Raw genomic sequence first — 20,568 nt, 5'->3', positions numbered from 1 at the left:
TGTGCTCGCATAGCGCGTGCTGCCCTCGACTTGTGCAGCGCCACACGCTTCGGACGACACCATAGTGCACGACCGGAATATTGCCTAACCTTTCGCGCTGAAAATGTGACTGATGCCCCCGGACGGGTCATTTCGCGGGCTAAACCACAGGTCTGAAATGTGAGGGTGCCCGAACCCCGAACCGTGGTCCGTGTCACACCCGGTCGAGTGTCCTATCCTGGTGGGGGATACCCGCCCAGGGTAGGGAAGGTCGGGAGCGATGCACGGTTACACGGCGGACAAGGACGCATACCTCAAGCGGTTGCGGCGGATCGAGGGGCAGGTCCGCGGCCTCCAGCGGATGATCGAGAACGACGAGTACTGCATCGACGTCCTGACCCAGATCTCGGCCGCGACGAAGGCGTTGCAGGCCGTCTCCCTCGGGTTGCTGGACGAGCACCTCAAGCACTGCGTGGCCCAGGCCGTGGCCGAGGGCGGCGACGTGGCGGACGAGAAGATCGCCGAGGCGTCGGCGGCGATCGGCCGCCTGGTCAGGTCCTGACGCGGTCGGGGCGCACCGGGACGTCGCCGGGCCGCGGCCGTGACGCGCCGGGGCGCGGGGTGGTCGGCGGCCGGGCGGGGCGGATCCAGTAGAGTGCTCCCGCCGGCCCCCGTAGCCCAATCGGCAGAGGCAGCGGACTCAAAATCCGTCCAGTGTGCGTTCGAGTCGCACCGGGGGCACGTCTCGTCCTCGCCGGTGCTCCTCCGGTCGGTGCGCCCGGCACCGCCACGCGATCGTGTCGCGCCTCGTGCGCCTGTGCCGTGCGCGCGCCCCCGATGCCGTCCTCTGATCGCGGGCACATCCCCACCCCGGACCACGGGCAGCCGCTCGCCGGGGCTTTCCCGTTGGTGTCCATTGTGGACCAGGACGTGGCGGGCGGCGGGAATTCGCGGCATCTAGGGTGATCCACATGGGTGGATACACGGACGCGGAGGGCAGGACGCTCCGCACTGCCGTCTACGGCGCGATGGTGCTCGTCTCGGTCGCGGAGGAGGGGGCGCTCGACCAGGAGAGCCACGCCGGCATCCGGGCCATGGCGGCGCTGCCGCCCGCGGTGCGCGAGGCGGTGGACGCGGCCGCTCCCGAGCTGCCCTCGGGGTCCCTGGCGGACGTCGAGGCCGGCGTGCTGGCGGCGTTGCGGGACTCGGTGGCGCTGGTGGCCGCGCGGTCGGCCGTCGAGGCGGACGGCTTCGCGGCGGCCGTGGTCGCGATGTGCGAGGAGGTCGCGGTGGCCGACGGGAGCGTGGGGCGGGACGAGGGCGCGGTGCTCGGTCGGGTGCGGGAGGCGCTCGGCCTGGGTTGAGCGCGCGCGGGTGGCGGTCCTCGGGCCGCCGCCGAGTGGTGGGGACGTCCCGCCGGCGGGACGTCCCCGTTCGCCCCGGATCGCCGCCGCTTTCGCCGCGACCACCGGTTATCGGGTGATCGCGTGGTCGAGTCCGTCCGGCCCCGATGTTTTTCGTTGACGGTTCAAGAGCGCTCGTCCCAGCTTGGCCAGGACCGGCCGCGACCGTGGTGATCGGTCGGCGCGGGTCGCTTTCGCCAAGGTCTGCCTGAGGTGGCGCACCTCCGAGCGCCACGGTGAGTTGCGCGGGTACCTGAAGAGCGTGCTGCACAGCGTTTTCGTCGATTCACGCCGGCGGGCGCCGGTCGGGAGCTGCTGGGCGGCGCGATCCCGGAGGACCTGCCGGGCGTGCCCGTGGAACACCACCCGGTCGAGGCGCACTGGCCCGTGCTGCACTCGTTCGGCCTCCTGCCGCAGAGGCAGCGCGAGGTCATCTTCCTGCGGTTCTGGGCCGACCTGGACACGGTGGAGACCTCTCGCGTGCTCGGCTGCACCACCGGCTCCGCCACCAGCCGGACGAGCCGCGGGCCGGCCCGACTGCGCGAGGCGCTCACGGGCGACCCGGCCGTGGTTATCTGATCGTCACCTCCTCCTCTCGGCGTGGACGCGCTCCGGTCTCGTGTTCATGAGCGTTGGCGGAACGTTCCGCGAAACCGATGGGAGCTTCGGTGGAGAACGCCTTGAAGGTCGCCCTGGTCGGCTTGTTCGCGATCCTGGGTGCTTTGCTGCCGAGCGTCGGCGCGGGTGCCGCTCCGGCAGGGACGGCGGCGGTTCCGCGGCCTCCGCGTCCGCCGCGGCGTCGGCGGGAGAAGCGATCCCGTGCGGCTGCTTCGAGAACGCGGAGGCCGCTTATTACGGCCACTGCGGCGACACCACGGTCATGATCAAGGTGGACTACCACCACGGCCGGCCGTCGATGTACACGTGCGTCGGCCCTTGGACGCTCACCTACCTGGGTTCCGACGACGACGTTTCGAACGCCTTCCACATCGGCCTGTGCTGACGAGGTGGTCGAACCCCGCGGCCCGCGCCGAACAGGCGCGGGCCGCGGTCGTCATCCGGGTCAGGAGGTCCGCCACAGGGCGGGGACGTTCGGCGGCTCCCAGCCCGGCTGGGCCAGGTGCGCCTGGAGGCAGACGTACTCGACGCCGCCGTAGGTGACCTTCGTACCGGGCGCGTAGTTGGTGCCCGCGGCCCACGTGCCGCCCGGCTGGCCCGGCGTGGTGGTGGTGGTCGTCGTGGTGGTCGGGCCCGGTTGCTGCGGGACGTTCAGCACGAAGTCGAACGCCGCCTCGCGCGCGCCGCCGACGCTGCGCACGGTCATCAGCAGGCGCGGGTCGAAGATGGTGTCGGTGTTGTTGCGCGGCTCGCCCGGGAAGTACAGCTGCGTGGTCAGCACCGGGCGGCCGGGGGCCTGCACCTTCACGTGGATGTGCCGCGTCCGGCCCGGGTACAGGCCCGGCACGATCGTGGACAGGGTGAAGGCGCCGTTGGCGTTGGTGAACTGGTGGCCGCGGAAGCGGAAGCCCGTGTTGTCGTACACGCCGTTGACGTCGGCCTGCCAGAAGTCCAGCAGCGCGTTGGCGATCGGCCGGCACGCCAGGCCGAACACGTAACCGGTCACCGTCAGCCGGGTGCCCGGCGTGCCGGCATCGACCAGCGACGTGCGGCGCGGCGAGTTCGGCTTGAAGTACGGGCCCTCGGTCTGCGGCGGCGTCGGGTCGTCGCCGTCGTCGCACGTGGGGGTGGGCTCCAGCAGGCCGCCGCCCTGGCCGAGGTCCCGCGCCAGGGCCGGCACGCCCATCATCGCGACGGGCAGCGAGACTCCCGCCGCGAGCGCGGCCCGCAGCACCGTCTTGCGGCTGAACCTGCGGTCGTCCGCCTCCGCGCCGAGTGGTTCCTCGGGCGCGGTGCGCCCACCGTCCGCCGATGCATCCATGATTGCTCCTCGTGGGGGCGTGGTTCGGGTTCACGACGAAACTACGAGGGCGTTTCACCGGCGGACGATGGACGGAACCGGCCGGTCGTGGTGATCCTCACGGGCGCTGTTGTCACTGTTAACGGCGGTCCGCGCCACGCCGGAACCCGCCGGGGCTCACCCCGGTCTCGCGCCGGAAGAACCGGCAGAAGTAGGCGGGGTCGGCGAACCCGACCCGGGCCGCGACCTGCCGCACGGCCAGGTCCGTCTTGGCCAGCAGCCGCTTCGCCTCGCGCGTGCGCGCCTCTCTGACCAGCTCGGACGGGGTGCGGCCGGTCGCCGCCTTCACCGCCTCGGTCAGGTAGCCGGGTGTCACGCCGATGCGCTCCGCGCAGGCGCGCACCGACCACAGCGCGTGCTCCGTGCGCCCGGCGAGCCGGGCGAACTCCTCGGCCACCGCGCCGGCCCGCACGGGCGCGGCGGCGGGCGTGGCGGGCAGCCGGGCGGCGCGCACCACCAGCACGTGCAGCAGGGCCCGCAGCACCGACCCCGCGCCCTCGGCGCCGCGCCGGTGCTCGTCGTCCAGCTCGGCGACCAGCCGCAGCATCCGGTGGTGCGTCGGCTCGTCCAGCGTCAGCCACGGCCGCTCGCTCAACCGCCGCAGCAGGTCGCGGTCCGACGGGTGGTCGAGCAGGAAGTCGTCGGTGAACAGCACCACGAACCCCTCCAGGTCGCGCGCGTCCACCCAGTGGTGCACCTGGCCGGGCGCGATCACGCACAGGTGCGGCGGCGCCAGCTCCCAGCGGGCCAGGTCCACCACGTGCGCGCCGGTGCCGCCGGTGACGTAGACGATCTCGTGGAAGGTGTGCCGGTGCGGGAACGACGCCCGCGACATCGGGCCGATCGCGTCGAAGGTGCCCATGGCGAACGGCGGCGCCCCGGGCGCCGGCACCTCCAGCCGGTGCATCGGCAGCGCGCCCTCGCGCGGCGCCTGGCAGGGCGTTCCCGGTAACACGGTGGTGCCGCGCATCGTCGACGGTCCTCTCAGGGTGAAGGTCCAGACCAATTACGGTGAACCCACCTTGGCACGGGAGGCGTCGCTGCGGAACGCGCCGACCGGTTGGCCTCGCGAGTCGTCCTGAGCTGGTGTTATAGGGCGCGCGTTATGGCCCGCGGGATCACCCGCGTCCGGTCAGCCCCAGTGGGCGGGGTGGACCAGGCCTTCGGGCAGGCGGGTCCGCCGGTCGCCCCTCGCCGCGTCCACCTGGGCCTGGGTGAGGTAGAAGCTCCCGGTCAGGTCGGCGCCCGACAGGTCGGCGCCGCGCAGGTCCGCGCCGATGAAGTCCACCAGCCCCAGGTCCGCGTCGCGCAGGTTCGCGCCGATCAGGTACGCGCCGCGCAGGCTGTTCGCGCGCATCCGCGCCCCGCGCAGGTCCTTGCCGATCAGGTCCGCGCCCCGGCGGTTGCGGCCCTTGCCGCGCACCAGCTCGCTCGCGCGCAGCAGCAGCGCGTTCGCCCTGCCCCAGTACCGGTCGACGTCCAGGGCCAGCAGCTCGTCCGGGGTGCCGCCGGCCGCTTCGTCGACCTCCGCGAGCAGCGCGCCGACCTCGTCGCGCAGGGGACGGGCGGGCGCCAGCTCCAGGGTCGCGGTCAGGTACCACAGCAGCTCGTGCAGCCGGCGCACCACGGGGAACACGTCGAGCACGCGCTCGTCGCGCCGGACCTCGCCGCCGAACGTCACCTGCACGACCCGCTGGCCCGCGCCGAAGCAGTCGTAGACCGTGCAGCCGGTGAAGCCCCTGCCCCGCAGCTCGGTGTGGATGCCGCAGCGGGAGTCCGGGCCCAGGTTCGGGCACGGCGTGCGGGCGGGCTTGTCGATCGCGAAGTCCACCGACTTGGCGAACGCGGGCACGACGCAGCACAGGCCGGCGCAGCGCGAGCAGTCCGCGCGGAGCTCGGTCATGCGCTCAGCTCGTCCAGGATCTGCTGACCGTACTTGGCCAGCTTGTTCTCCCCGACCCCGTTGACGGTGCCCAGCTCGGACAGCGTGGTGGGCCCGGACGAGGCGATCTGCCGCAGCGTGGCGTCGTGGAAGATCACGTAGGCCGGGACGCCCTGCTCCTTCGCGGTCGCCGCCCGCCACGCGCGCAGCCGCTCGAACACCGGCGCGGCCTCGGCGGACAGCTCCACCTGCGGCGCGGCGGCCTTGGCGGTCTTCGCGGCCTTGACCTTCGCGGCGCGCTCGGGCTCGCGGCGCATCATGACCTTGCGGCCCTGGAACAGCACCTCGTCGCTGGCCGGCGTGGTGACCAACGTCGAGTACTCGCCCTCCACGGCGAGCAGGCCCTGCGCGAGCAGCTGCCGGACCACGCCGCGCCAGCCGCTCTCGTTCAGCTCGGTGCCGATGCCGAACACCTTGAGCTGGTCGTGGTCGTGCTGGATGACCTTGGCGGTCTTGCGGCCGAGCAGGATGTCGATGGTCTGCCCGGCGCCGAACTTCTGCCGCCGCTCGTTGCGCAGCCGCACCACCGTGGACAGGGCCTTCTGCGCGGCGACCGTGCCGTCCCACATCTCCGGCGGGGCGAGGCACGTGTCGCAGTTGCCGCACGGCTCGCCGCCCTGGCCGAAGTAGTTCAGCAGCTGCACGCGCCGGCACTCGACCGTCTCGCACAGCGCGAGCATCGCGTCCAGGTGGGCCATCAGCCGGCGGCGGTGCGCCTGGTCGCCCTCGGAGTCGTCGATCATCTTGCGCTGCTGCACGACGTCCTGGAGGCCGTAGGCGAGCCACGCCGTGGACGGCAGCCCGTCGCGGCCCGCGCGGCCGGTCTCCTGGTAGTAGCCCTCCACGGACTTCGGCAGGTCGAGGTGGGCGACGAAGCGCACGTCCGGCTTGTCGATGCCCATGCCGAACGCGATGGTCGCGACCATCACCAGGCCGTCCTCGCGCAGGAAGCGGGACTGGTTGGCCGAGCGCGTGCCCGCGTCGAGGCCCGCGTGGTAGGGCAGGGCGCGGATGCCGTTCTGGGTGAGGAACTCGGCGGTCTTCTCGACCGAGTTGCGGGACAGGCAGTAGACGATGCCCGCGTCGCCGGCGTGCTCGGTGCGCAGCAGTTCGAGCAGCTGCTTCTTCGGCTCGTTCTTCGGCACGATGCGGTACTGGATGTTCGGCCGGTCGAAGCTCGCCACGAAGTGCTTGGCGTCGGTCAGCTTCAGCCGCTCGGCGATCTCCGCGCGGGTGGTCTCGGTCGCGGTCGCGGTGAGCGCGATCCGCGGCACGTCCGGCCACCGCTCGTGCAGGTGCGACAGGGCCAGGTACTCGGGCCGGAAGTCGTGGCCCCACTGGGAGACGCAGTGCGCCTCGTCGATGGCGAACAGCGCGATCCTGCCGCGGTCCAGCAGCCGCGCGGTCTGCTCGGTGCGCAGGCGCTCCGGGGCGAGGTAGAGCAGGTCCAGGTCGCCGGCCAGGAACTCGGCCTCCACCATGGCCCGCTCGTCGGGGAACTGGGTGGAGTTGAGGAAGCCGGCGCGCACGCCGAGGTCGCGCAGCGCGTCCACCTGGTCCTGCATGAGCGCGATCAGCGGCGAGATCACCACACCCGTGCCCTCGCGCACCAGCGAGGGGATCTGGTAGCACAGCGACTTGCCGCCGCCGGTGGGCATGAGCACCAGGGCGTCGCCGCCCGAGGCGACGTGGTCGACGATCACCTGCTGGTCACCGCGGAAGGACTCGTAACCGAAGATCCTTCGCAGGACCTCTTGCGAAGCCATTGGCCGATCCTAACCAGGCCCACCGACAGAGCTGCTCCGGCGACCCCGGAAGACGTGTTCGCGGTGCCACGCGAAGTAACCGGCCGAGCGCTCGCCGCCCCGCGCCACCCGGCCCTCGACGAAGGGCAGGTGGGAGGCCGGCAGGTCGTCGGACGCCAGCACCGCGCCCCGCTCGTCGACCGCCAGGTGGCCCAGCTCGAACAGCCGGTCGCAGCCCAGCGCGCAGGCGAGCATCGCCACGGAGCCCAGGTCGAGGCGCTCCTCCGGGCCGCACCGGGCCCGTGGCTTGATGTGGGCGGCGACCAGGAGTTCGGCGGGCAGCACCCGCCCGCACAGCGCGCACGGTGCGCCGGTCGCGCCACCGAGCAGCAGGTCCCGCAGCTCGCCCTGCTCCTTCCGGTAGGTGGCGACCGTCATCCCGTCCAGGTCGGACGGCGCCGGCGCCAACCCGACCCGCCGCCACAGCGCCTCGTGGTCGACCCCTCCGAGGTGCCCCTCCCGCAGCACGCGCAGGGCGCGCTCGCGGATCGCGACGTCACCCAGCAGCTCGGCGGCCCGCTCGGTGAACCCGGCCAGCGCGCCCGCGTCCGCGGAGGTCGGCTCCTCGGCCAGGCCGCGCGTCTCCCACAACCCCGGCGCGGACCGCAGGTGCCAGAACGGGTACTGCGGCGTGACGTGCGACCCGGGGTGCCCGAACTCGCGCAGCACCTCGCCGACGGGCCCCCGGAACTCGGCCCACCCGAACAGCCGGTCGTGCCCGCGGACCAGCTGCCCCACGGCCCACACCAGCGCGAGCGGCTTGTGCCGCGACACCACACCGCGCTGCCGGTGCCTGACCAGCCCTTCCAGGTCGCGGAACAGGTCCTCCGCGCCCCACTCGCCGGGCTCGACCCGGGGCCACTCGACGTCCACCACGTCCGCCAGGATCCCACCTCCCGCGTTGCGCCTACGCTGCACCGGTGGCCTACACCGACGTTGGCGTGGAGCACGTGCTCCGGGCGATCGCGCTGTTCGACGAAATCGGTCGCGAGGAATTCCTCCAACAGCACGGGTACAAGAAGGCTCGCGAGTACCTGTTGGCCCACAACGGCCGCGAATACGACTCCAAGGCGATCGTCGGTGTCGCGCACGGGTTCGTCGACGGTGAGCGGCCGCTGGCGTGGGACGAGTTCAGCGGTGGGGCGAGCCACGCGGCGGGTCACCTGTGCGCCCTCGGCTTCGAGGTGCGGGGCATGCCGGTCTTCTCCGCCGAGGCGTTCCTGTCGGGGCTGCTGGCGACCCACCGGGAACGGGTGGCCAGGGCGATCACCCTGCTGTGGGCGGTCGGGCGCGCGGCGGACCGGGGCGCGCCGCCGCTGCACACCCGGCACGTGCTCCGCGACGAGGTGGGCCGGCTGCTGGCCGACCACGGCCAGGCGGTCGAGCCGGACCGGGTCGTGCGCGGGCTGGCGCACCCCGGGCTGTGGGTGGCCGGGCAGGAGAGGGCGGGCTTCGTCGCGCCCGTGCACGGGAAGCTCCGGCGCGAGGTGCCGTTCCGGACCTGGGTGGTCAACGCGGTGCGCCTCCGGCTGCTGGACGGCTCGGTCGACCACGAGGAGCTGTTGGCGGCTGTCGGGCTGGCCGGGCACGCCACGGTGAGCGGGGTGGCCGGCACGGCCTCGCCCGCCGAGCGGCGCGAGCGCACCGTCTCGGCGGTCGTGCGGGACCCGGCCCACGTGAAGCGGGTCAAGCGCTGGTACGACGACCGGTGCCAGTTCTGCGGCACCCGCCTGAGCACCGCGTTCGGCCACTACAGCGAGGCGGCCCACATCCGGGGGCTGGGCCTGCACGGCGGGCCGGACCAGCCGGCCAACATGCTGTGCCTGTGCGCGAACTGCCACGTCGAGTTCGACCACTTCGCCCTCTACGTGGACGAGGGTGGCGTGGTGCGCCGCGTCCGCGACCGGTCGGAGGTCGGGCGCGTGCTGCGGCACCCCGAGCACCACGTCGACGAAGCCCATTTCGCCTATCACCGGGAACTCTGCGTGATCGACCTCACACCCGCGTAGGGTGGGTTGCATGGGGGAACTGGACGGGGACGAGGCCAAAGCCCTGGCGGGCAGCCTGCGGGAGTTGTTCAACCAGGCCACCGCCCTGCTGGTCGAGGACGGCGCGGCGGCGCCGCTGGTGGCGAAGATCCGCGACCACCTCGGGTGCGAGCTGGACCAGGTGCTGTCCGTGGCCACGCGGCTGGACTCGTGGGAGCACGTCAACCTGCAACGCGGCGTGGACGCCTACCTGGCGGCCCACTCGCCGGGCGCCGAGTGGTTCGGGGTGGTCGGCCAGCACCGCGCCCACCACGAGGACATCCTCGGCATGCTCTACGCGGCCAGGCACGGGATGCCCCACGGCCTCGGCGCCGCCGACTACTCGACCGCCGCCGCGGGGCCGGAGGAGAGCGTCGAGGTGGTGCAGCTCGGCCTGGCGCCGACCACGGCCCCCGACGGCACGCCGGTCTTCGTCGGGATCCGCGGCAGCACCGAGTTCGGGCCGCCGCTGTGCCGGTTGGAGGTGCTGGCCGCCGAGCGCGGCGCGGCGCGGGCGGTCGGGGCCGAGGTGGAGCGGTTGATGCGCGAGCACGACGCGTTCCGCCGCAAGGTGCTGTCGTTCGAGGTGAGCGAGCACCGCGGCAACGAGCTGCTGTCCTTCCTGCCCCGCCCGGACCTGGGCCCGGACGACGTGGTGCTGCCGGACGGCGTGCTGGAGTCGATCGAGCAGCACGTCGTGGGGATCGCCGAGCACTCCGAGCGGCTGCTCGCGGCCGGTCAGCACCTCAAGCGCGGCCTGCTGCTGCACGGCCCGCCCGGCACCGGCAAGACCCACACCGTCCGCTACCTGATGAGCCGCCTGCACGACTGCACGGTGATCCTGCTGACCGGCCGGGCGATGCGGCTGGTCGCCCAGGCCGCCGCCCTGGCGCGCCGGCTCCAGCCGTCCATGCTGGTGATCGAGGACGTGGACCTGATCGCGATGGACCGCGGTTTCACCGACGGCCCCACCAACCCGCTGCTGTTCAACCTGTTCGACGCGATGGACGGGGTCGGGGCGGACGCCGACGTGACGTTCGTGCTCACCACCAACCGCGCCGACGAGCTGGAGCGGGCCCTCGCGGACCGGCCCGGCCGGGTCGACCTGGCGGTCGAGGTGCCCCGGCCGGACGCCGAGGGCCGCCGGCGGCTGCTGGAGCTGTACGGGCGCGGCGTCGAGCTGCGCGCCGACCTGGCGCCGGTGGTCGAGGCGACGGAGGGCGTGACCGCGTCGTTCATCAAGGAGCTGCTGCGCCGGGCCGTGCTCGACTCGGTGCGCGCGGGCCACGAGGGCGCTCCCGTGATCGGCGACGAGCTGGCCGACCTGGCCCGCGGGATGGCGGCGGAGCGCACCTCGCTCACCGGCATCCTGCTCGGCGGCACGGACCGGCCGACGGTCGGGGCGAAGCTCGGCGCGGAACCGGACGTCGTGGTCCGCGCGCGGCGAGCCGGACTACGTCGGTGAGCGCAGGCCCGACAGCCGCTCCTCGCCCGACGCGGTGACGGGGGCCGGGGCGGCACGCTGTCGGGCATGGGACCCCGAGCGCGCAAGACGTGGCTGGCGCTGCACGTCATCTCCTCCGTCGGCTGGTTGGGCGCCACCCTCGCGAACCTGGCCCTCGCCTCGGCCGCCTTCGGCGCGCCCCAGCTCTACCGGGCCATGGCGCTGCTGGGCGACCTCGTGGTCCTGCCGCTGGCGCTGACCGCCCTGACCACGGGCGTCGTGCTGTCGCTGGGCACCAGGTGGGGCCTGGTGAAGCACCGGTGGGTGCTCGTGAAGTTCGCCCTGACCGTCGTCGCCGTGGCCGCCACGGCGTTCTCCCTCCGGCCCGAGCTGCACGCCGCGGCGAGCGGGGTGGCCGGCGCCGGTCGGGGCGTGTTGGCCGCGTCGTGCGTGTCGCTGTCCATCTACGTCTTCAGCACGGTCGTCTCGGTCTTCAAGCCCTGGGGGCGGACGCGGTGGGCTTGAGGTCGGCACGCCTGCGCGCCACGCACGCCGCCAGCTCCACCGGGTCGCACCCGGCCAGGTGGTCGCGCACCGCGGCGTGCGGGAACCGGTACCCCTCGACCAGCAGCACGCGGTCGCGGGCGGAGCGCAGCAGTGCCTTGCGCCGCAACGGGAACTCGTCCAGGGCCAGCGGGCGGGACAGGGGTTCGGCCACCGCGTCGAACGGGCGGTTCGCGATCGGCGCCACGGCCAGCCCGATCAGCAGGCCGGTCACCGGGCCGAGGGCCGCCAGGCGCGCGTCGCCGCCCGCCGGCGCGGCGAGCCCCGCGCCGACCAGGCCCGCCAGGGGCAGCCAGCGCAGGCCCGCGGCGGCCGGTCTGCCCAGGTCCGACCACACCGCGGTCACGCCGCCGACGAACGCGCCGGTCACCGCGCCGGCCGCGAGGCCCGCGCCCAACCCGGCGACCAGCTCCGGCGACGGACCGGTCAGCACCATCACCCCGGCCGGCGCCAGCGCGCACACCACCGCCCAGTACGGGTCCCGGGTCACGGCGTGCGCGATGGCCGTCGCCACCGCCACGACGAGGCCGAACACGACCGCTCCCGGCCAGCGGGCCACCTGCCCGCCCACCCACGCGCCCGCCGCGGCCGCCCCGCCGACCACCGCCGCGCCGGCCGCGAAACCCGCCGCCGCCCACCCCAGGGCACGGCGCGCCGACCCGCGCCCAGGCCCGCTCACCGCGAAACTGCCGTGCGGCAACGAAACCACGGCCACGGCGGCGAACGCGGCGGGAACCAGGCCCAGCCGCACGCCCACCACGAAGCACAGCGCCGCCGCCCCGCCCGCCAGCGCGCCCGGCACGGCCCGCCGGAACAGCCGCCACACGGCCGCCTCGCCGACGAAGTCCAGCCACACCTCGCGCCGCGGCAGCCGGGCGCGCACCACGAGGTCGCGCCGCCGCCGCGCGACCAGCGCCAGGAACCGCAGCGCCCGCACCACCCGCTCCGGAGCGCCGGGACCGCGCGCGGCCGACTCGACCAGGTAGGTCTCGACGATCCCGCGGTACTCCGCCCGGCCCGCCCGGTACCCCAGGGCCAGCAGCCCGAACGCCAGCGGCGTGCGCACCTCGTCCCCCAGGTCGGGGTCCTTCCGCAGCGCCTCGTGCAACCCGTCCAGCCGCGGCGCGCACGTGGTGACCAGGTCCAGCACGTCCTCGCGCCGCAGCGCCTCCACCCGGACCACCTCGCGGCGCGGCAGCCGCTGCCACCCGTCGTCCCGGTCGGAGGCGCACAGCACGACCGGCGACGGCTTCAGCGCGGCGATCCGGTCGAGGCACTCGGCGCGGTCGGCCTCGGGCAGCTCGTCCAGGTCGTCGAGCAGCCACACCAGTTCCTGGTCGCGCAGCCACCGCCGGGCGACCCGCGGCGCGATCCGGTAGCGGTCGGCGATCTCGCCGAGCAGCCACTCGCCGAGGTCCTCGCCCCGACGCCACCCGCCCAGGTCCACCACCACCGGCACGGGCCGCAGCGGGTCCTCCCGCGCCGCCGCCACCAGCCGCTCGGCCAGCTCCAGCAGCAGCGTCGTCCGGCCCGAACCGGGCTCGCCCAGCACCACCAGCGCGGTGCGGACGCGTCCCGGCAGGCGCGGCCCGACCTCGGGCGCGACACCCACCTTGAGCCGCACCTCGCCGGCCAGCGCCCCGTCGAGGCGGTCCCGGACGAAGCCCTCGACGCGGTCCAGCGCGGCACCGCGGTGCGCGGGGTGCGCGGGTCGCCGCCGCAGCAGCAGCGCCCGCAGCGGTTCCCACGCCGCGAGGGCCGCGGTGACCGCGGACAGCGCCGCGAGCGCGGGCCACGACCACCTCGCGTACGGGCCGAGCACGTGCGCCGCCGAGCCGCCGGTGACCGTGTTGACCGCGATCGGCACGAGCACCAGACCCGTCACGCCGCCCGCGGTGATCAGGGCGGTCAGGCGGGACGCGCGGGCGAGCCGTCGGGTGTTCATGCCGTCCTCCCACCAGGTCGGGCACGACGGTAACGGCGTTCCGAGCGCGGTGGTAGGCGAGTTCCCGTGGTCAGGGGGTCACGCAGCGTGCGCGCTAAGAGGTCAGGAAGTCCACCAACAGGCGGTTCACGGCGTCGGGCTGTTCGAGGTAGCCGTAGTGCCCGGCGTCGGCGACCTCCTCGTACCGCGCGCCGGGGATGGCGCCGGCCACCTCGCGCGCCAGGTGCGGCGGCAGCACGCGGTCGTCGGCGAAGCCCACCACCAGGCAGGGGACCGCGATGTCCCGGTAGGCGGCGAGCCGGTCCTCGTGCTCGTCCACCTCCATCTGCGCGCGGACGCCCGCGGACACGGCCGAGCCGCCGAACTCGAAGATGTCGAGCCAATCGCGCACGCCCACGCCGCGCAGGGTCGCGGGCGACAGGTTCAGCACCGCGTTCACCGCCGCGTGGTAGCGGCCGGGCAGGGTGATGCCCTCGTCGTGCAGGGCGCGCTGGCCGCGCGACAGCGCCAGCTGCATCGGGTCGTTGCGCCCCGAGGTCGCCAGCATCACGGCCTTCGACACCAGCTCCGGGCGCGCCAGCGCCAGTTCCTGCACGACCCGCGCGCCCATGGACGTGCCGACCGCGTGCGCCCGCCCGCCCAGCGACTCGATCAGCGCGGCGGTGTCGCCGACCAGGTCCTCGATCACGATCCCGGACGCGCACTCGTCCGTCGGCGGGATGCCCCGGTTGTCGAAGGTGGCCACCCGGAAGCCCGCCGCGCGCAGGGCGGGGACCTGGTGCGCGTGCCACACGCGACCCGGGCTGCCGGTGCCCATCACCATGACGACGAGGTCGCCCCCGCCCTCCACCTGGTAGCTGAGGTTGATCCCGTTGAGCGCGACGACCGGCATGGCCCGCAGGCTACTGATCGACTCCGCCGGGCCGCCAGGAACCCGCTGGGTGCGGTCCCGCCGCGCGGTTAGGGTGACGCCCATGAGGCGAGCGATCCTGTCGGGTTCCACGTTCGAGGAGCAGATCGGCTACGCGCGGGCCGTGGTGGACGGCGACTGGGTGCACGTCTCGGGCACCACCGGCTTCGACTACGCCACCATGACCATCCCCGACGACGTGGTGGCGCAGGCGGAGCAGTGCCTCGTCAACGTCGGGTGGGCGCTGGCCGAGGCGGGCGCCTCCTTCGCCGACGTGGTGCGGGTGACCTACTACCTGCCGGACGCGAAGGACTTCGAGCCGTGCTGGCCGGTCCTGCGCCGGGTGTTCGGCGAGGTCCGGCCGGCGGCGACGATGCTGGAGTGCGGCCTGGCCGACCCGCGGATGCGGATCGAGGTCGAGGTGACCGCCCGTCTCGGCGGCTGAGCGTCAGCGCGGGCCGTGCTCGGCCCACTCGATGGCGGGGCAGCGGTCCATCACCACGTCGAGTCCCGCCGCGGTGACGCGCTCGTAGGCCGCCTCGTCGACCACGTCGAGCTGGAACCACACCGCCTTCGCGCCGATCTCCACGGCCTGGTCGGCGAACTCGCCCGCCGCCTCCGACCGGCGGAACACGTCCACCACGTCGACCTGGAACGGGATGTCGGCCAGCGACGCGTAGCCGGGCTCGCCGTGCACGGTCTCGGCGGACGGGTGCACGGGCACGACGCGCTTGCCCCGCTGCTGGAGGAACCTGGCGACGCCGTGCGCGGCGCGGCCGGGCGAGTCGGACAGGCCGACGACGGCCCACGTGTCGCCGGAGGCCAGGACGCGGCGGATCTTCTCGGGGTCACCCCACGGTTCACTCATCCTTCCAGCCTAGTCCGACCGACGTGAACTTAATTCGCGTTACTCTCGGCGCAGCCGCCGCGCAGCCCGCGAGAGGACGTCCTGATGCGCGCCACCCGAACAGCACTCGCCGCCACGCTGCTCGCCCTGCTGGCACCACCCGCCGGCCAGGCCGCCGCCCAACCCCCTGCCCGGCTCGCCGAGACCACCGTCTACCTGCAAAGCGCGACGACCGGCCTCAACGCGGGCGTCTCGGGCACCTCGGTGCTCCAGCGCCGCCCCAAGGGCGACGAGGACCGCCAGCAGTGGACGTGGTCCGGCCGCACCCTGCGCGAGGGCGACCGCTGCCTCGGCCGCAGCGGCGACCAGGCGGTCACGCTGCCCTGCGACAGCGCCGACGCCCAGTGGGACGTGCTGCCCGACGGCGACCGGCACCGGCTCAAGGTCCCCGGCGCCGACCGCCACCTCGTCGCGAGCGGCGCCGACCAGGTTCGGGTCGGCTCCGGCGCCGACCTCTGGTACCTCACCCCGGTCTCGCCCGTCCTCACGCCCGCGCCGCCGGAGGGCGAGCGGCGACTGGACCAGGTCACCTTCCTCACCGCGCACAACGCCTACGCCAACGGCGTGGACGGCGGCTTCGCGCCGCCCTTCGTCAACCTCGCGCCCAACCAGGCCAGGGGCATCTCGCAGCAGCTCGCCGACGGCGTGCGCGGCTTCCAGCTGGACGTCCACCACACGCCCGACGGCGCGATCCTGTGCCACAACAGCTGCACGCTGGTCAGCCGCCCGGTGGCGCTGTGGGTGGACGTGCAGCGGGTGGTGGACTTCCTGCGCGCCAACCCGACCGAGTTCGTCACGCTCTTCCTGGAGGACTACGTGCCGGCCGACGTGCTGCGCGCCGAGCTCAACCGGGTCAACGGCCTCGCGGACGTGCTGTTCCGGCCCGACCGGGCGGGCGTGCGCGCCACCGGGTGGCCCACCCTCGACGCCCTGCGCGCGGCGAACGACCGGCTGCTGATCTTCACCGACCGCACCCGCTCGGCCGACGGCGCGCTGCCGCGCGACGGTTTCGGCGTGATGTACCAGCAGGAGTGGACCGTGGAGAACCACTGGTCCATGGGGCCTGGGCTGGGCGGCTCCGACTGGTCCTGCCACAGCCGCTGGGGCACGCCGCTCAACCGCACCGAGCCCGGCTTCCGGCCGCTGTTCGTGATGAACCACTTCCGCGACGTGCCGTTCACCGGCACCGCGACCACCGACAACGGCAAGCTCGCCGACCGCGCCCGGCGCTTCTGCGAGCCCGCCGCCCGCAAGACCCCGACCTACCTGGCCGTGGACCACTACCACCTGGGCAACCCGATGGCCGCGGTCCAGGCCCTGTCCGCGGCGCGCTTCTAGGCGCGGGGGCGCGGCAGCTCGCAGCCGGGGGCGGTCAGGTCCACCCGACCGCCCCCGGTCAGGCACGGCACGAGCGAGTGGGTCCGCTGCGCGTACTTGGCGCCCTGGCGGACGGTCACCTCGCCGTTCTCGTCCACCTCGCACGGGTTGTGCACGGTGCAGCGCTCGCCGCCCTCGTTGCCGGTGTTGTTCACCGCCACCACGCGGCCGGTCGCGTCGTCGACCACCGGGGAGCCGGACGTGCCGCCGGTGGTGTCGCAGCCCTTCCCGTAGCGCAGGGAGCCGGTCCAGGTCCACCGGCCCTCGCGCAGCTCGTGCACGTACCCGTCCACCGCGCACGAGTAGACCTCGCGCCAGTAACCGGAGACCACGTGGACCCCGGCGCCGGGCGCGGCCGGCTCCGGCGACAGCTCCAGCGCGCTCGTGCCCATCGCCTCGACCTCGGCGTAGGTCGAGGCCACCCGGTACAGCGCGACGTCGGTGCCGGTCATCGTCGCGTACGCCAGGCTCGTCGCCCGCAGCCTGCCCAGCTCGCCCCGGCCGTCCTTGCCCAGCACGGTGAACGCGCGGTCGGCGGGCTCCTCGACCACCGCCTCGCCCGGGTCCATCATCCGCGCGCAGTGCCCGTTGGTGAGCACCAGCGCCGGGTCCTCCGGCCGGTGCCCCGGTGGCCGGACCACCGAACCCGAGCAGCCGCGCAGCGACACGACCCCGGTGAAGTCGACCGGGGGCGCGGCGGCGGCCGGGGCGGTGGACAGGGGCAGCACGAGCGCGGCGGCGAGCACGGCGACCAGGTGGCGCATGGGGTGATCAAAACAGCGGCGGGCGGGTGCCGCATGGAGCTTCACCCGCCCGTGCCTCACCCGGAAGAAGGACGGTTACTCGCCCTTCCGCCCGTCCGCCAGCTCGCGCAGCAGGTCGAGGTGGCCGACGTGCCTGCCGGTCTCCTGCACGAGGTGCGCGAGCACCCAGCGGACCGTGCGCCCGTCGCCCCGGGAGTCGGCGCGCGTGCGGTCGTCCGGGCCCAGGCCGCGCAGCGACTCGGCGGAGCGCTCCCACTCGGCGCGGTACTCGGCGACCACGGACTCGACCGTGTCGCCCTCGCGCAGCCGCCACGACGCGTCCGCGTCCTCGCCCCACAGCGACGGCGCGTCGACGCCGCCCGCCTCGATGGACAGCCACCACCGCTCCACGGCGGTGAGGTGGCGCAGCACGCCCAGCGGCGTCACCACCGGCGAGGTGGGTATCGGCGCGCGGGAGGCGTCGTCGAGGCCCAGCCCCTCGACCTTGGACACCGCGGTCAGCCGCAGGAACACGAGGAACTCGGTGAGCAGCCGCAGCTCGTCCCGCGCGTCGGGCGCGGGCCACGTGCGTTCGTTCGAACTCATGTTCGAACTTTACGGTACCAGCGGGGCGAGGTGGTCGGCGGTGGCTTGAGCCGCGCGCGGACCACGAGCACGTTCGGGCCGTCGCGCCGGGTGTAGTCGGCGAGCCGGTCGCGGAACGCCGCGCCGAAACCGCCCACGGCGGACGCCTCCACGCCGAAGCTGCGCGCCAGCGCCACGAAGTCGGGGTTGGCGAGGTCCACCCCGAACGGCTCCCGCCCGCCCGACACCTGGTCGTGGCGCAGCATCCCGTAGCCGCCGTCGTCCACCAGCACCACGGTCACGGGCAGGCGCTCCTGCGCGGCGGTGGCCAGGTCGCCGCACGCGAACAGGAAACCGCCGTCGCCGCACACCGCCACCACGCGCCCGGTCAGGGCCGCGCCCAGGGAGGCGGGGAAGCCGAAGCCGAGCGTGCCCCAGCCGACCGGGTAGGCCAGCTCGCGGGGCCGGGTGAACCTGCCGAACCCGCCGACCCAGTAGCCCGCCACGCACATGTCCACCACCACCCGGTGGCCCTCCAGGGCGTCCAGCAGCGGCACGGCGTCCGGCTCGTCGGCCTCCACGGCCTTGCGCACCAGGCCGTTCAGCTCGGCGACGCGCTGGGCGAGGCCGTCGTCCGGTCGCGCGGGCACGGCGTCCACGAGCGCCGCCACCACCGCGCGGGCGTCACCGCGCAGCGTGACGTCGGGGGTGTAGTTGCGGACGGTCTCGACGTTGACGCTCAGCAGCTTCGGGGGAGCGGGCTGGAGCCAGTCCTGGGTCATCACGCCGTCGAAGTCGCTGCCGACGCCGACGACCAGGTCGGCCTCGTCCCACAGCGCGCCCACCTCCGGCAGGTGCACGGGGCCGTGCACGACGTGCGGGTGGTCGACCAGGCCGCGCGCGCCGTAGGTGGTCACGACCGGGGCGCCGATCCGCTCGGAGAGCGCCGCGACGGCCTCGCCCGCGCCCGCCCGCGCCGCGCCGCCGCCCGCCCAGATCAGCGGCCGCCGGGCGGCGGCGACCAGGTCGACCCCGGCGGTGACGTCGGGCGTCGCGGGCACGCGGGTCGGGATGCGGCTCCACCCGCCCGCGTCGGCGCGGAGGAAGTCCGTCGGCACGCCCAGGTAGACCGGTCCCCGCGGCGCGGAGGTGGCGAGCAGCGCGGCGCTGTCGGCGTAGGTGCCGATCGAGTCGGTCGTGCGCAGCGTCCACCCGCCCTTGACCACGGGCAGGAACATGGCCCGCTGGTCGCGCGTCTCGTGCAGCGCGCCGCGGTACTCGCCGGGGCGGCGCAGGGTCGACGGGATGTCGGTGGCCACGACCAGCACCGACGAGCCGGACGCGAACGCCTCGCCGGTGGCGCCCAGGCAGTTCGCCGCGCCCGGACCGGTGGTGACCAGGGCGACGCCGAGCCCGCCGGTGGCGCGGGCGTGGCCGTCGGCGGCGTAGACGGCGGTCTGCTCGTGGCGCACGCCGACCAGCCGGATCCCCGATCCGCGCAACGCCTCCCACAGCTCCAGGTTGTGCACGCCGGGCAGTCCGAACACGACCTCCACGCCGTGCGCGGCCAACACCTCCAGCAACCGCTCCGCCCCGCTCGCCATTCGGCAGACGCTAGGGACGACGGGCGGGCCGGGCAACGCCACTCGGCGGATTCGGCCGAACACGCCGCGCGACCCGCCGGTGCCGACCCCGCCGCGAACGCGCGCGTCCCGGCCGCGCGCCCCCTGATATCGTCGTCGGCGGCGTGTACGGGCAGACGTGAGGCTGGAGCCACCCCCCGGCAAGAGGGTGGCGCTGATCCGCCGCGGGGTGCGGGCACCCCTGCCCGGGGCAACACCTCAGCACATCGTCGACCGACGCGTGACCGCGTCCTTGTCACGCCGGGCCGGGCGGCGGGAGCGAGGACTGCCGTGGCACGGACGTCGTTGACCGAACAGCTCGTCGACCTCCGCCGGTCCTACACCGGCGAGAACACCTCCCAGGCCACCCCGGCCGTCAAGGCGGTCCTGCGCGGCCTGCCCCGCGCCGGGCGCGAGCGCGTGGTGGAGGCCCTGCGCGGCCGGGCCGACGCGCGCGGCCCGTTCCTGCCCGACGCCGAGGGGCACGACCAGCGCACCCTGGAGTGCGTGCTGCTGCGCGTCGGCCTGGACGCGGCCTCCCACCTCCAGCTCCGGCCGCCCGCGAGCATGGTGCGCCCGGCCCACGCGTTCCGCGCCGTGGAACCGCTGCCGCACCCGCGCCTGCACCTCACCGAGCACGCCCTCGGCCCGCTGCTCTACGAGCTGCTGCCCCGCCGGGACGGCGACTGGGTGGCCGGTGTGCCCGGCCTGCGCGCCACGCGCCACCCGCGCTCGGTGGAGCTGCGGCTGATCGGCCTCGACGCGGCCGCGCACGTCGCGGGCGTCGACGACCGGGCGTGGGCCGAGGGCCTGCGGTACGTGCGCAACCTGATGGAGGGCCGCGAGCTGCGTGGCGACTTCGTCGACGGCCCGCTCACCACCGCCGAGCGCGAGCACCTGGACGAGACGCCGCACCCGACCGGCGCGGGCAGCCTGGTGCTGCGCCGCTACCACCTGTTCGCGGACGCGCCGTGGGTCCGGGTCGCGGGCCGGGGCGGCCAGTTGTGGGTGGAGTGGCCCGAGGGCCTGGGCGTGACGCGGGTCGCCGACCGGCTGCTGCACCCGGTGTTCGGCCTGCCCGAGGCGGTCGAGACCCCCGGCGGCCCGGGTGAGCTGGGCGTCTCCACCGGCTGGTACGACGTGTTCCTGCGCGAGGTCCAACCGCCGGACCCGGCGAACGAGCCCGCGCTGGCCGCGATGGAGTGGCCGCGGGGCGTGACGGGGTGGTGGGAGCCGCCGCACGAGGCCGGGTGAATTCCCCGACCGGTCGTCCGCCGATGGCGGTAATCCGTTCCCAGTGATCGTCCCCGGGTGAGTCCCAGGGGACGACCACCGGG

21 protein-coding genes and 1 tRNA gene are annotated in these 20,568 nt (G+C 74.4%); 11 read left to right on the top strand and 11 right to left on the bottom strand.

Translation table 11 applies throughout. The features are described 5' to 3' along the window. The first annotated feature begins 259 nt into the window (after nt 1–259). The 5 genes from ABD223_RS05915 (at nt 260) to ABD223_RS05895 (ending at nt 2,385) form a co-directional block, all read left to right on the top strand. Nucleotides 260–541: a metal-sensitive transcriptional regulator gene (locus ABD223_RS05915; RefSeq protein WP_344034866.1), complete on the top strand. Its 282-nt coding sequence runs from the start codon at nt 260–262 to the stop codon at nt 539–541. A gap of 105 nt (nt 542–646) precedes the next feature. Then, nucleotides 647–720: transfer RNA gene (locus tag ABD223_RS05910), tRNA-Leu, on the top strand. A gap of 230 nt (nt 721–950) precedes the next feature. Continuing rightward, nucleotides 951–1,343 carry a hypothetical protein gene (locus ABD223_RS05905; protein ID WP_344034865.1) on the top strand — a complete coding sequence of 131 codons (393 nt, stop codon included), beginning with the start codon at nt 951–953 and terminating at the stop codon, nt 1,341–1,343. Between the two features lie 387 nt (nt 1,344–1,730). Continuing rightward, entirely contained in the window at nt 1,731–1,961 is a 231-nt protein-coding gene (locus tag ABD223_RS05900) for a sigma factor-like helix-turn-helix DNA-binding protein (RefSeq protein ID WP_344034864.1), read from the top strand. Between the two features lie 46 nt (nt 1,962–2,007). Next, nucleotides 2,008–2,385 (top strand): DUF6355 family natural product biosynthesis protein, encoded by a 378-nt coding sequence (locus tag ABD223_RS05895; RefSeq protein WP_344035367.1) that lies wholly within the window; start codon nt 2,008–2,010, stop codon nt 2,383–2,385. Nucleotides 2,386–2,445: 60 nt separating this feature from the next. On the opposite strand, the gene ABD223_RS05890 is transcribed toward ABD223_RS05895, so the two are convergent. From ABD223_RS05890 to ABD223_RS05870, 5 genes are all read right to left on the bottom strand, one after another. Next, nucleotides 2,446–3,321, bottom strand: a complete 876-nt coding sequence (locus ABD223_RS05890) for a dioxygenase family protein (RefSeq protein WP_344034863.1) — start codon at nt 3,319–3,321, stop codon at nt 2,446–2,448. A 118-nt stretch (nt 3,322–3,439) separates the two neighbouring features. Continuing rightward, the gene (locus ABD223_RS05885; protein WP_344034862.1) at nt 3,440–4,330 is read right to left on the bottom strand and encodes an AraC family transcriptional regulator; all 891 of its coding nucleotides are present in this window, start codon (nt 4,328–4,330) and stop codon (nt 3,440–3,442) included. Nucleotides 4,331–4,492: 162 nt separating this feature from the next. Continuing rightward, nucleotides 4,493–5,263 carry a pentapeptide repeat-containing protein gene (locus tag ABD223_RS05880; RefSeq protein WP_344034861.1) on the bottom strand — a complete coding sequence of 257 codons (771 nt, stop codon included), beginning with the start codon at nt 5,261–5,263 and terminating at the stop codon, nt 4,493–4,495. After that, nucleotides 5,260–7,068 (bottom strand): DNA helicase RecQ, encoded by a 1,809-nt coding sequence (gene recQ, locus ABD223_RS05875; RefSeq protein WP_344034860.1) that lies wholly within the window; start codon nt 7,066–7,068, stop codon nt 5,260–5,262. The genes ABD223_RS05880 and recQ overlap by 4 nt, the downstream gene beginning before the upstream one ends. A gap of 9 nt (nt 7,069–7,077) precedes the next feature. Next, the gene (locus ABD223_RS05870) at nt 7,078–7,983 is read right to left on the bottom strand and encodes a phosphorothioated DNA-binding restriction endonuclease family protein (protein WP_344034859.1); all 906 of its coding nucleotides are present in this window, start codon (nt 7,981–7,983) and stop codon (nt 7,078–7,080) included. Between the two features lie 44 nt (nt 7,984–8,027). Here ABD223_RS05870 and ABD223_RS05865 point away from each other — a divergent pair, with 44 nt between their 5' ends. The 3 genes from ABD223_RS05865 (at nt 8,028) to ABD223_RS05855 (ending at nt 11,103) form a co-directional block, all read left to right on the top strand. Then, a complete protein-coding gene (locus ABD223_RS05865) occupies nt 8,028–9,116 on the top strand; it encodes an HNH endonuclease (RefSeq protein WP_344034858.1) in 1,089 nt (362 codons plus the stop codon). A gap of 10 nt (nt 9,117–9,126) precedes the next feature. Then, entirely contained in the window at nt 9,127–10,599 is a 1,473-nt protein-coding gene (locus ABD223_RS05860; RefSeq protein ID WP_344034856.1) for an AAA family ATPase, read from the top strand. A gap of 66 nt (nt 10,600–10,665) precedes the next feature. Beyond that, complete coding sequence (locus ABD223_RS05855) at nt 10,666–11,103, top strand: hypothetical protein (protein ID WP_344034855.1); 438 nt, start codon at nt 10,666–10,668, stop codon at nt 11,101–11,103. On the opposite strand, the gene ABD223_RS05850 is transcribed toward ABD223_RS05855, so the two are convergent. Continuing rightward, nucleotides 11,072–13,087 carry an NACHT domain-containing protein gene (locus ABD223_RS05850; protein WP_344034854.1) on the bottom strand — a complete coding sequence of 672 codons (2,016 nt, stop codon included), beginning with the start codon at nt 13,085–13,087 and terminating at the stop codon, nt 11,072–11,074. The two genes, ABD223_RS05855 and ABD223_RS05850, sit on opposite strands and share 32 nt — an antisense overlap. 94 nt (nt 13,088–13,181) lie before the next feature. Further along, the gene (locus ABD223_RS05845) at nt 13,182–13,979 is read right to left on the bottom strand and encodes an alpha/beta fold hydrolase (protein WP_344035366.1); all 798 of its coding nucleotides are present in this window, start codon (nt 13,977–13,979) and stop codon (nt 13,182–13,184) included. 82 nt (nt 13,980–14,061) lie between these two features. Here ABD223_RS05845 and ABD223_RS05840 point away from each other — a divergent pair, with 82 nt between their 5' ends. After that, the gene (locus ABD223_RS05840) at nt 14,062–14,442 is read left to right on the top strand and encodes a RidA family protein (RefSeq protein WP_344034852.1); all 381 of its coding nucleotides are present in this window, start codon (nt 14,062–14,064) and stop codon (nt 14,440–14,442) included. 3 nt (nt 14,443–14,445) lie between these two features. Here ABD223_RS05840 and ABD223_RS05835 read toward each other — a convergent pair whose 3' ends face one another. Next, entirely contained in the window at nt 14,446–14,865 is a 420-nt protein-coding gene (locus tag ABD223_RS05835; protein WP_344034851.1) for a CoA-binding protein, read from the bottom strand. 84 nt (nt 14,866–14,949) lie between these two features. Here ABD223_RS05835 and ABD223_RS05830 point away from each other — a divergent pair, with 84 nt between their 5' ends. Further along, nucleotides 14,950–16,242, top strand: a complete 1,293-nt coding sequence (locus ABD223_RS05830; protein ID WP_344034850.1) for a phosphoinositide-specific phospholipase C-related protein — start codon at nt 14,950–14,952, stop codon at nt 16,240–16,242. Here the strand turns inward: ABD223_RS05830 and ABD223_RS05825 are convergent. From ABD223_RS05825 to ABD223_RS05815, 3 genes are all read right to left on the bottom strand, one after another. Then, a complete protein-coding gene (locus ABD223_RS05825; RefSeq protein WP_344034849.1) occupies nt 16,239–17,045 on the bottom strand; it encodes a S1 family peptidase in 807 nt (268 codons plus the stop codon). The genes ABD223_RS05830 and ABD223_RS05825 overlap by 4 nt on opposite strands. Nucleotides 17,046–17,120: 75 nt before the next feature. Then, the gene (locus tag ABD223_RS05820; RefSeq protein ID WP_344034848.1) at nt 17,121–17,630 is read right to left on the bottom strand and encodes a DinB family protein; all 510 of its coding nucleotides are present in this window, start codon (nt 17,628–17,630) and stop codon (nt 17,121–17,123) included. Next, nucleotides 17,627–19,213, bottom strand: coding sequence for a thiamine pyrophosphate-binding protein (locus ABD223_RS05815; protein ID WP_344034847.1), 1,587 nt, complete (start codon nt 19,211–19,213; stop codon nt 17,627–17,629). The genes ABD223_RS05820 and ABD223_RS05815 overlap by 4 nt, the downstream gene beginning before the upstream one ends. A gap of 309 nt (nt 19,214–19,522) precedes the next feature. Between ABD223_RS05815 and ABD223_RS05810 the strand changes: the two genes are divergently transcribed. Then, nucleotides 19,523–20,485 carry a hypothetical protein gene (locus ABD223_RS05810; RefSeq protein WP_344034846.1) on the top strand — a complete coding sequence of 321 codons (963 nt, stop codon included), beginning with the start codon at nt 19,523–19,525 and terminating at the stop codon, nt 20,483–20,485. Nucleotides 20,486–20,568 lie beyond the last annotated feature (83 nt).

The sequence above is a fragment of the Saccharothrix xinjiangensis genome, assembly GCF_039527585.1.
Taxonomy (GTDB): Bacteria; Actinomycetota; Actinomycetes; order Mycobacteriales; family Pseudonocardiaceae; genus Actinosynnema; species Actinosynnema xinjiangensis.
This window is presented reverse-complemented; position numbering and strand designations above follow the sequence as displayed.

Excerpts from the sequence above, each read along its gene's own strand:
- ABD223_RS05915 (WP_344034866.1), top strand. The coding sequence starts at position 260 with ATGCACGGTTACACGGCGGACAAGGACGCATACCTCAAGCGGTTGCGG.
- ABD223_RS05905 (WP_344034865.1), top strand. The coding sequence starts at position 951 with ATGGGTGGATACACGGACGCGGAGGGCAGGACGCTCCGCACTGCCGTC.
- ABD223_RS05895 (WP_344035367.1), top strand. The coding sequence starts at position 2,008 with ATGAGCGTTGGCGGAACGTTCCGCGAAACCGATGGGAGCTTCGGTGGA.
- ABD223_RS05890 (WP_344034863.1), bottom strand. The coding sequence starts at position 3,321 with ATGGATGCATCGGCGGACGGTGGGCGCACCGCGCCCGAGGAACCACTC.
- ABD223_RS05885 (WP_344034862.1), bottom strand. The coding sequence starts at position 4,330 with ATGCGCGGCACCACCGTGTTACCGGGAACGCCCTGCCAGGCGCCGCGC.
- ABD223_RS05880 (WP_344034861.1), bottom strand. The coding sequence starts at position 5,263 with ATGACCGAGCTCCGCGCGGACTGCTCGCGCTGCGCCGGCCTGTGCTGC.
- recQ (WP_344034860.1), bottom strand. The coding sequence starts at position 7,068 with ATGGCTTCGCAAGAGGTCCTGCGAAGGATCTTCGGTTACGAGTCCTTC.
- ABD223_RS05860 (WP_344034856.1), top strand. The coding sequence starts at position 9,127 with ATGGGGGAACTGGACGGGGACGAGGCCAAAGCCCTGGCGGGCAGCCTG.
- ABD223_RS05855 (WP_344034855.1), top strand. The coding sequence starts at position 10,666 with ATGGGACCCCGAGCGCGCAAGACGTGGCTGGCGCTGCACGTCATCTCC.
- ABD223_RS05850 (WP_344034854.1), bottom strand. The coding sequence starts at position 13,087 with ATGAACACCCGACGGCTCGCCCGCGCGTCCCGCCTGACCGCCCTGATC.
- ABD223_RS05845 (WP_344035366.1), bottom strand. The coding sequence starts at position 13,979 with ATGCCGGTCGTCGCGCTCAACGGGATCAACCTCAGCTACCAGGTGGAG.
- ABD223_RS05840 (WP_344034852.1), top strand. The coding sequence starts at position 14,062 with ATGAGGCGAGCGATCCTGTCGGGTTCCACGTTCGAGGAGCAGATCGGC.
- ABD223_RS05835 (WP_344034851.1), bottom strand. The coding sequence starts at position 14,865 with ATGAGTGAACCGTGGGGTGACCCCGAGAAGATCCGCCGCGTCCTGGCC.
- ABD223_RS05830 (WP_344034850.1), top strand. The coding sequence starts at position 14,950 with ATGCGCGCCACCCGAACAGCACTCGCCGCCACGCTGCTCGCCCTGCTG.
- ABD223_RS05825 (WP_344034849.1), bottom strand. The coding sequence starts at position 17,045 with ATGCGCCACCTGGTCGCCGTGCTCGCCGCCGCGCTCGTGCTGCCCCTG.
- ABD223_RS05820 (WP_344034848.1), bottom strand. The coding sequence starts at position 17,630 with ATGAGTTCGAACGAACGCACGTGGCCCGCGCCCGACGCGCGGGACGAG.
- ABD223_RS05815 (WP_344034847.1), bottom strand. The coding sequence starts at position 19,213 with ATGGCGAGCGGGGCGGAGCGGTTGCTGGAGGTGTTGGCCGCGCACGGC.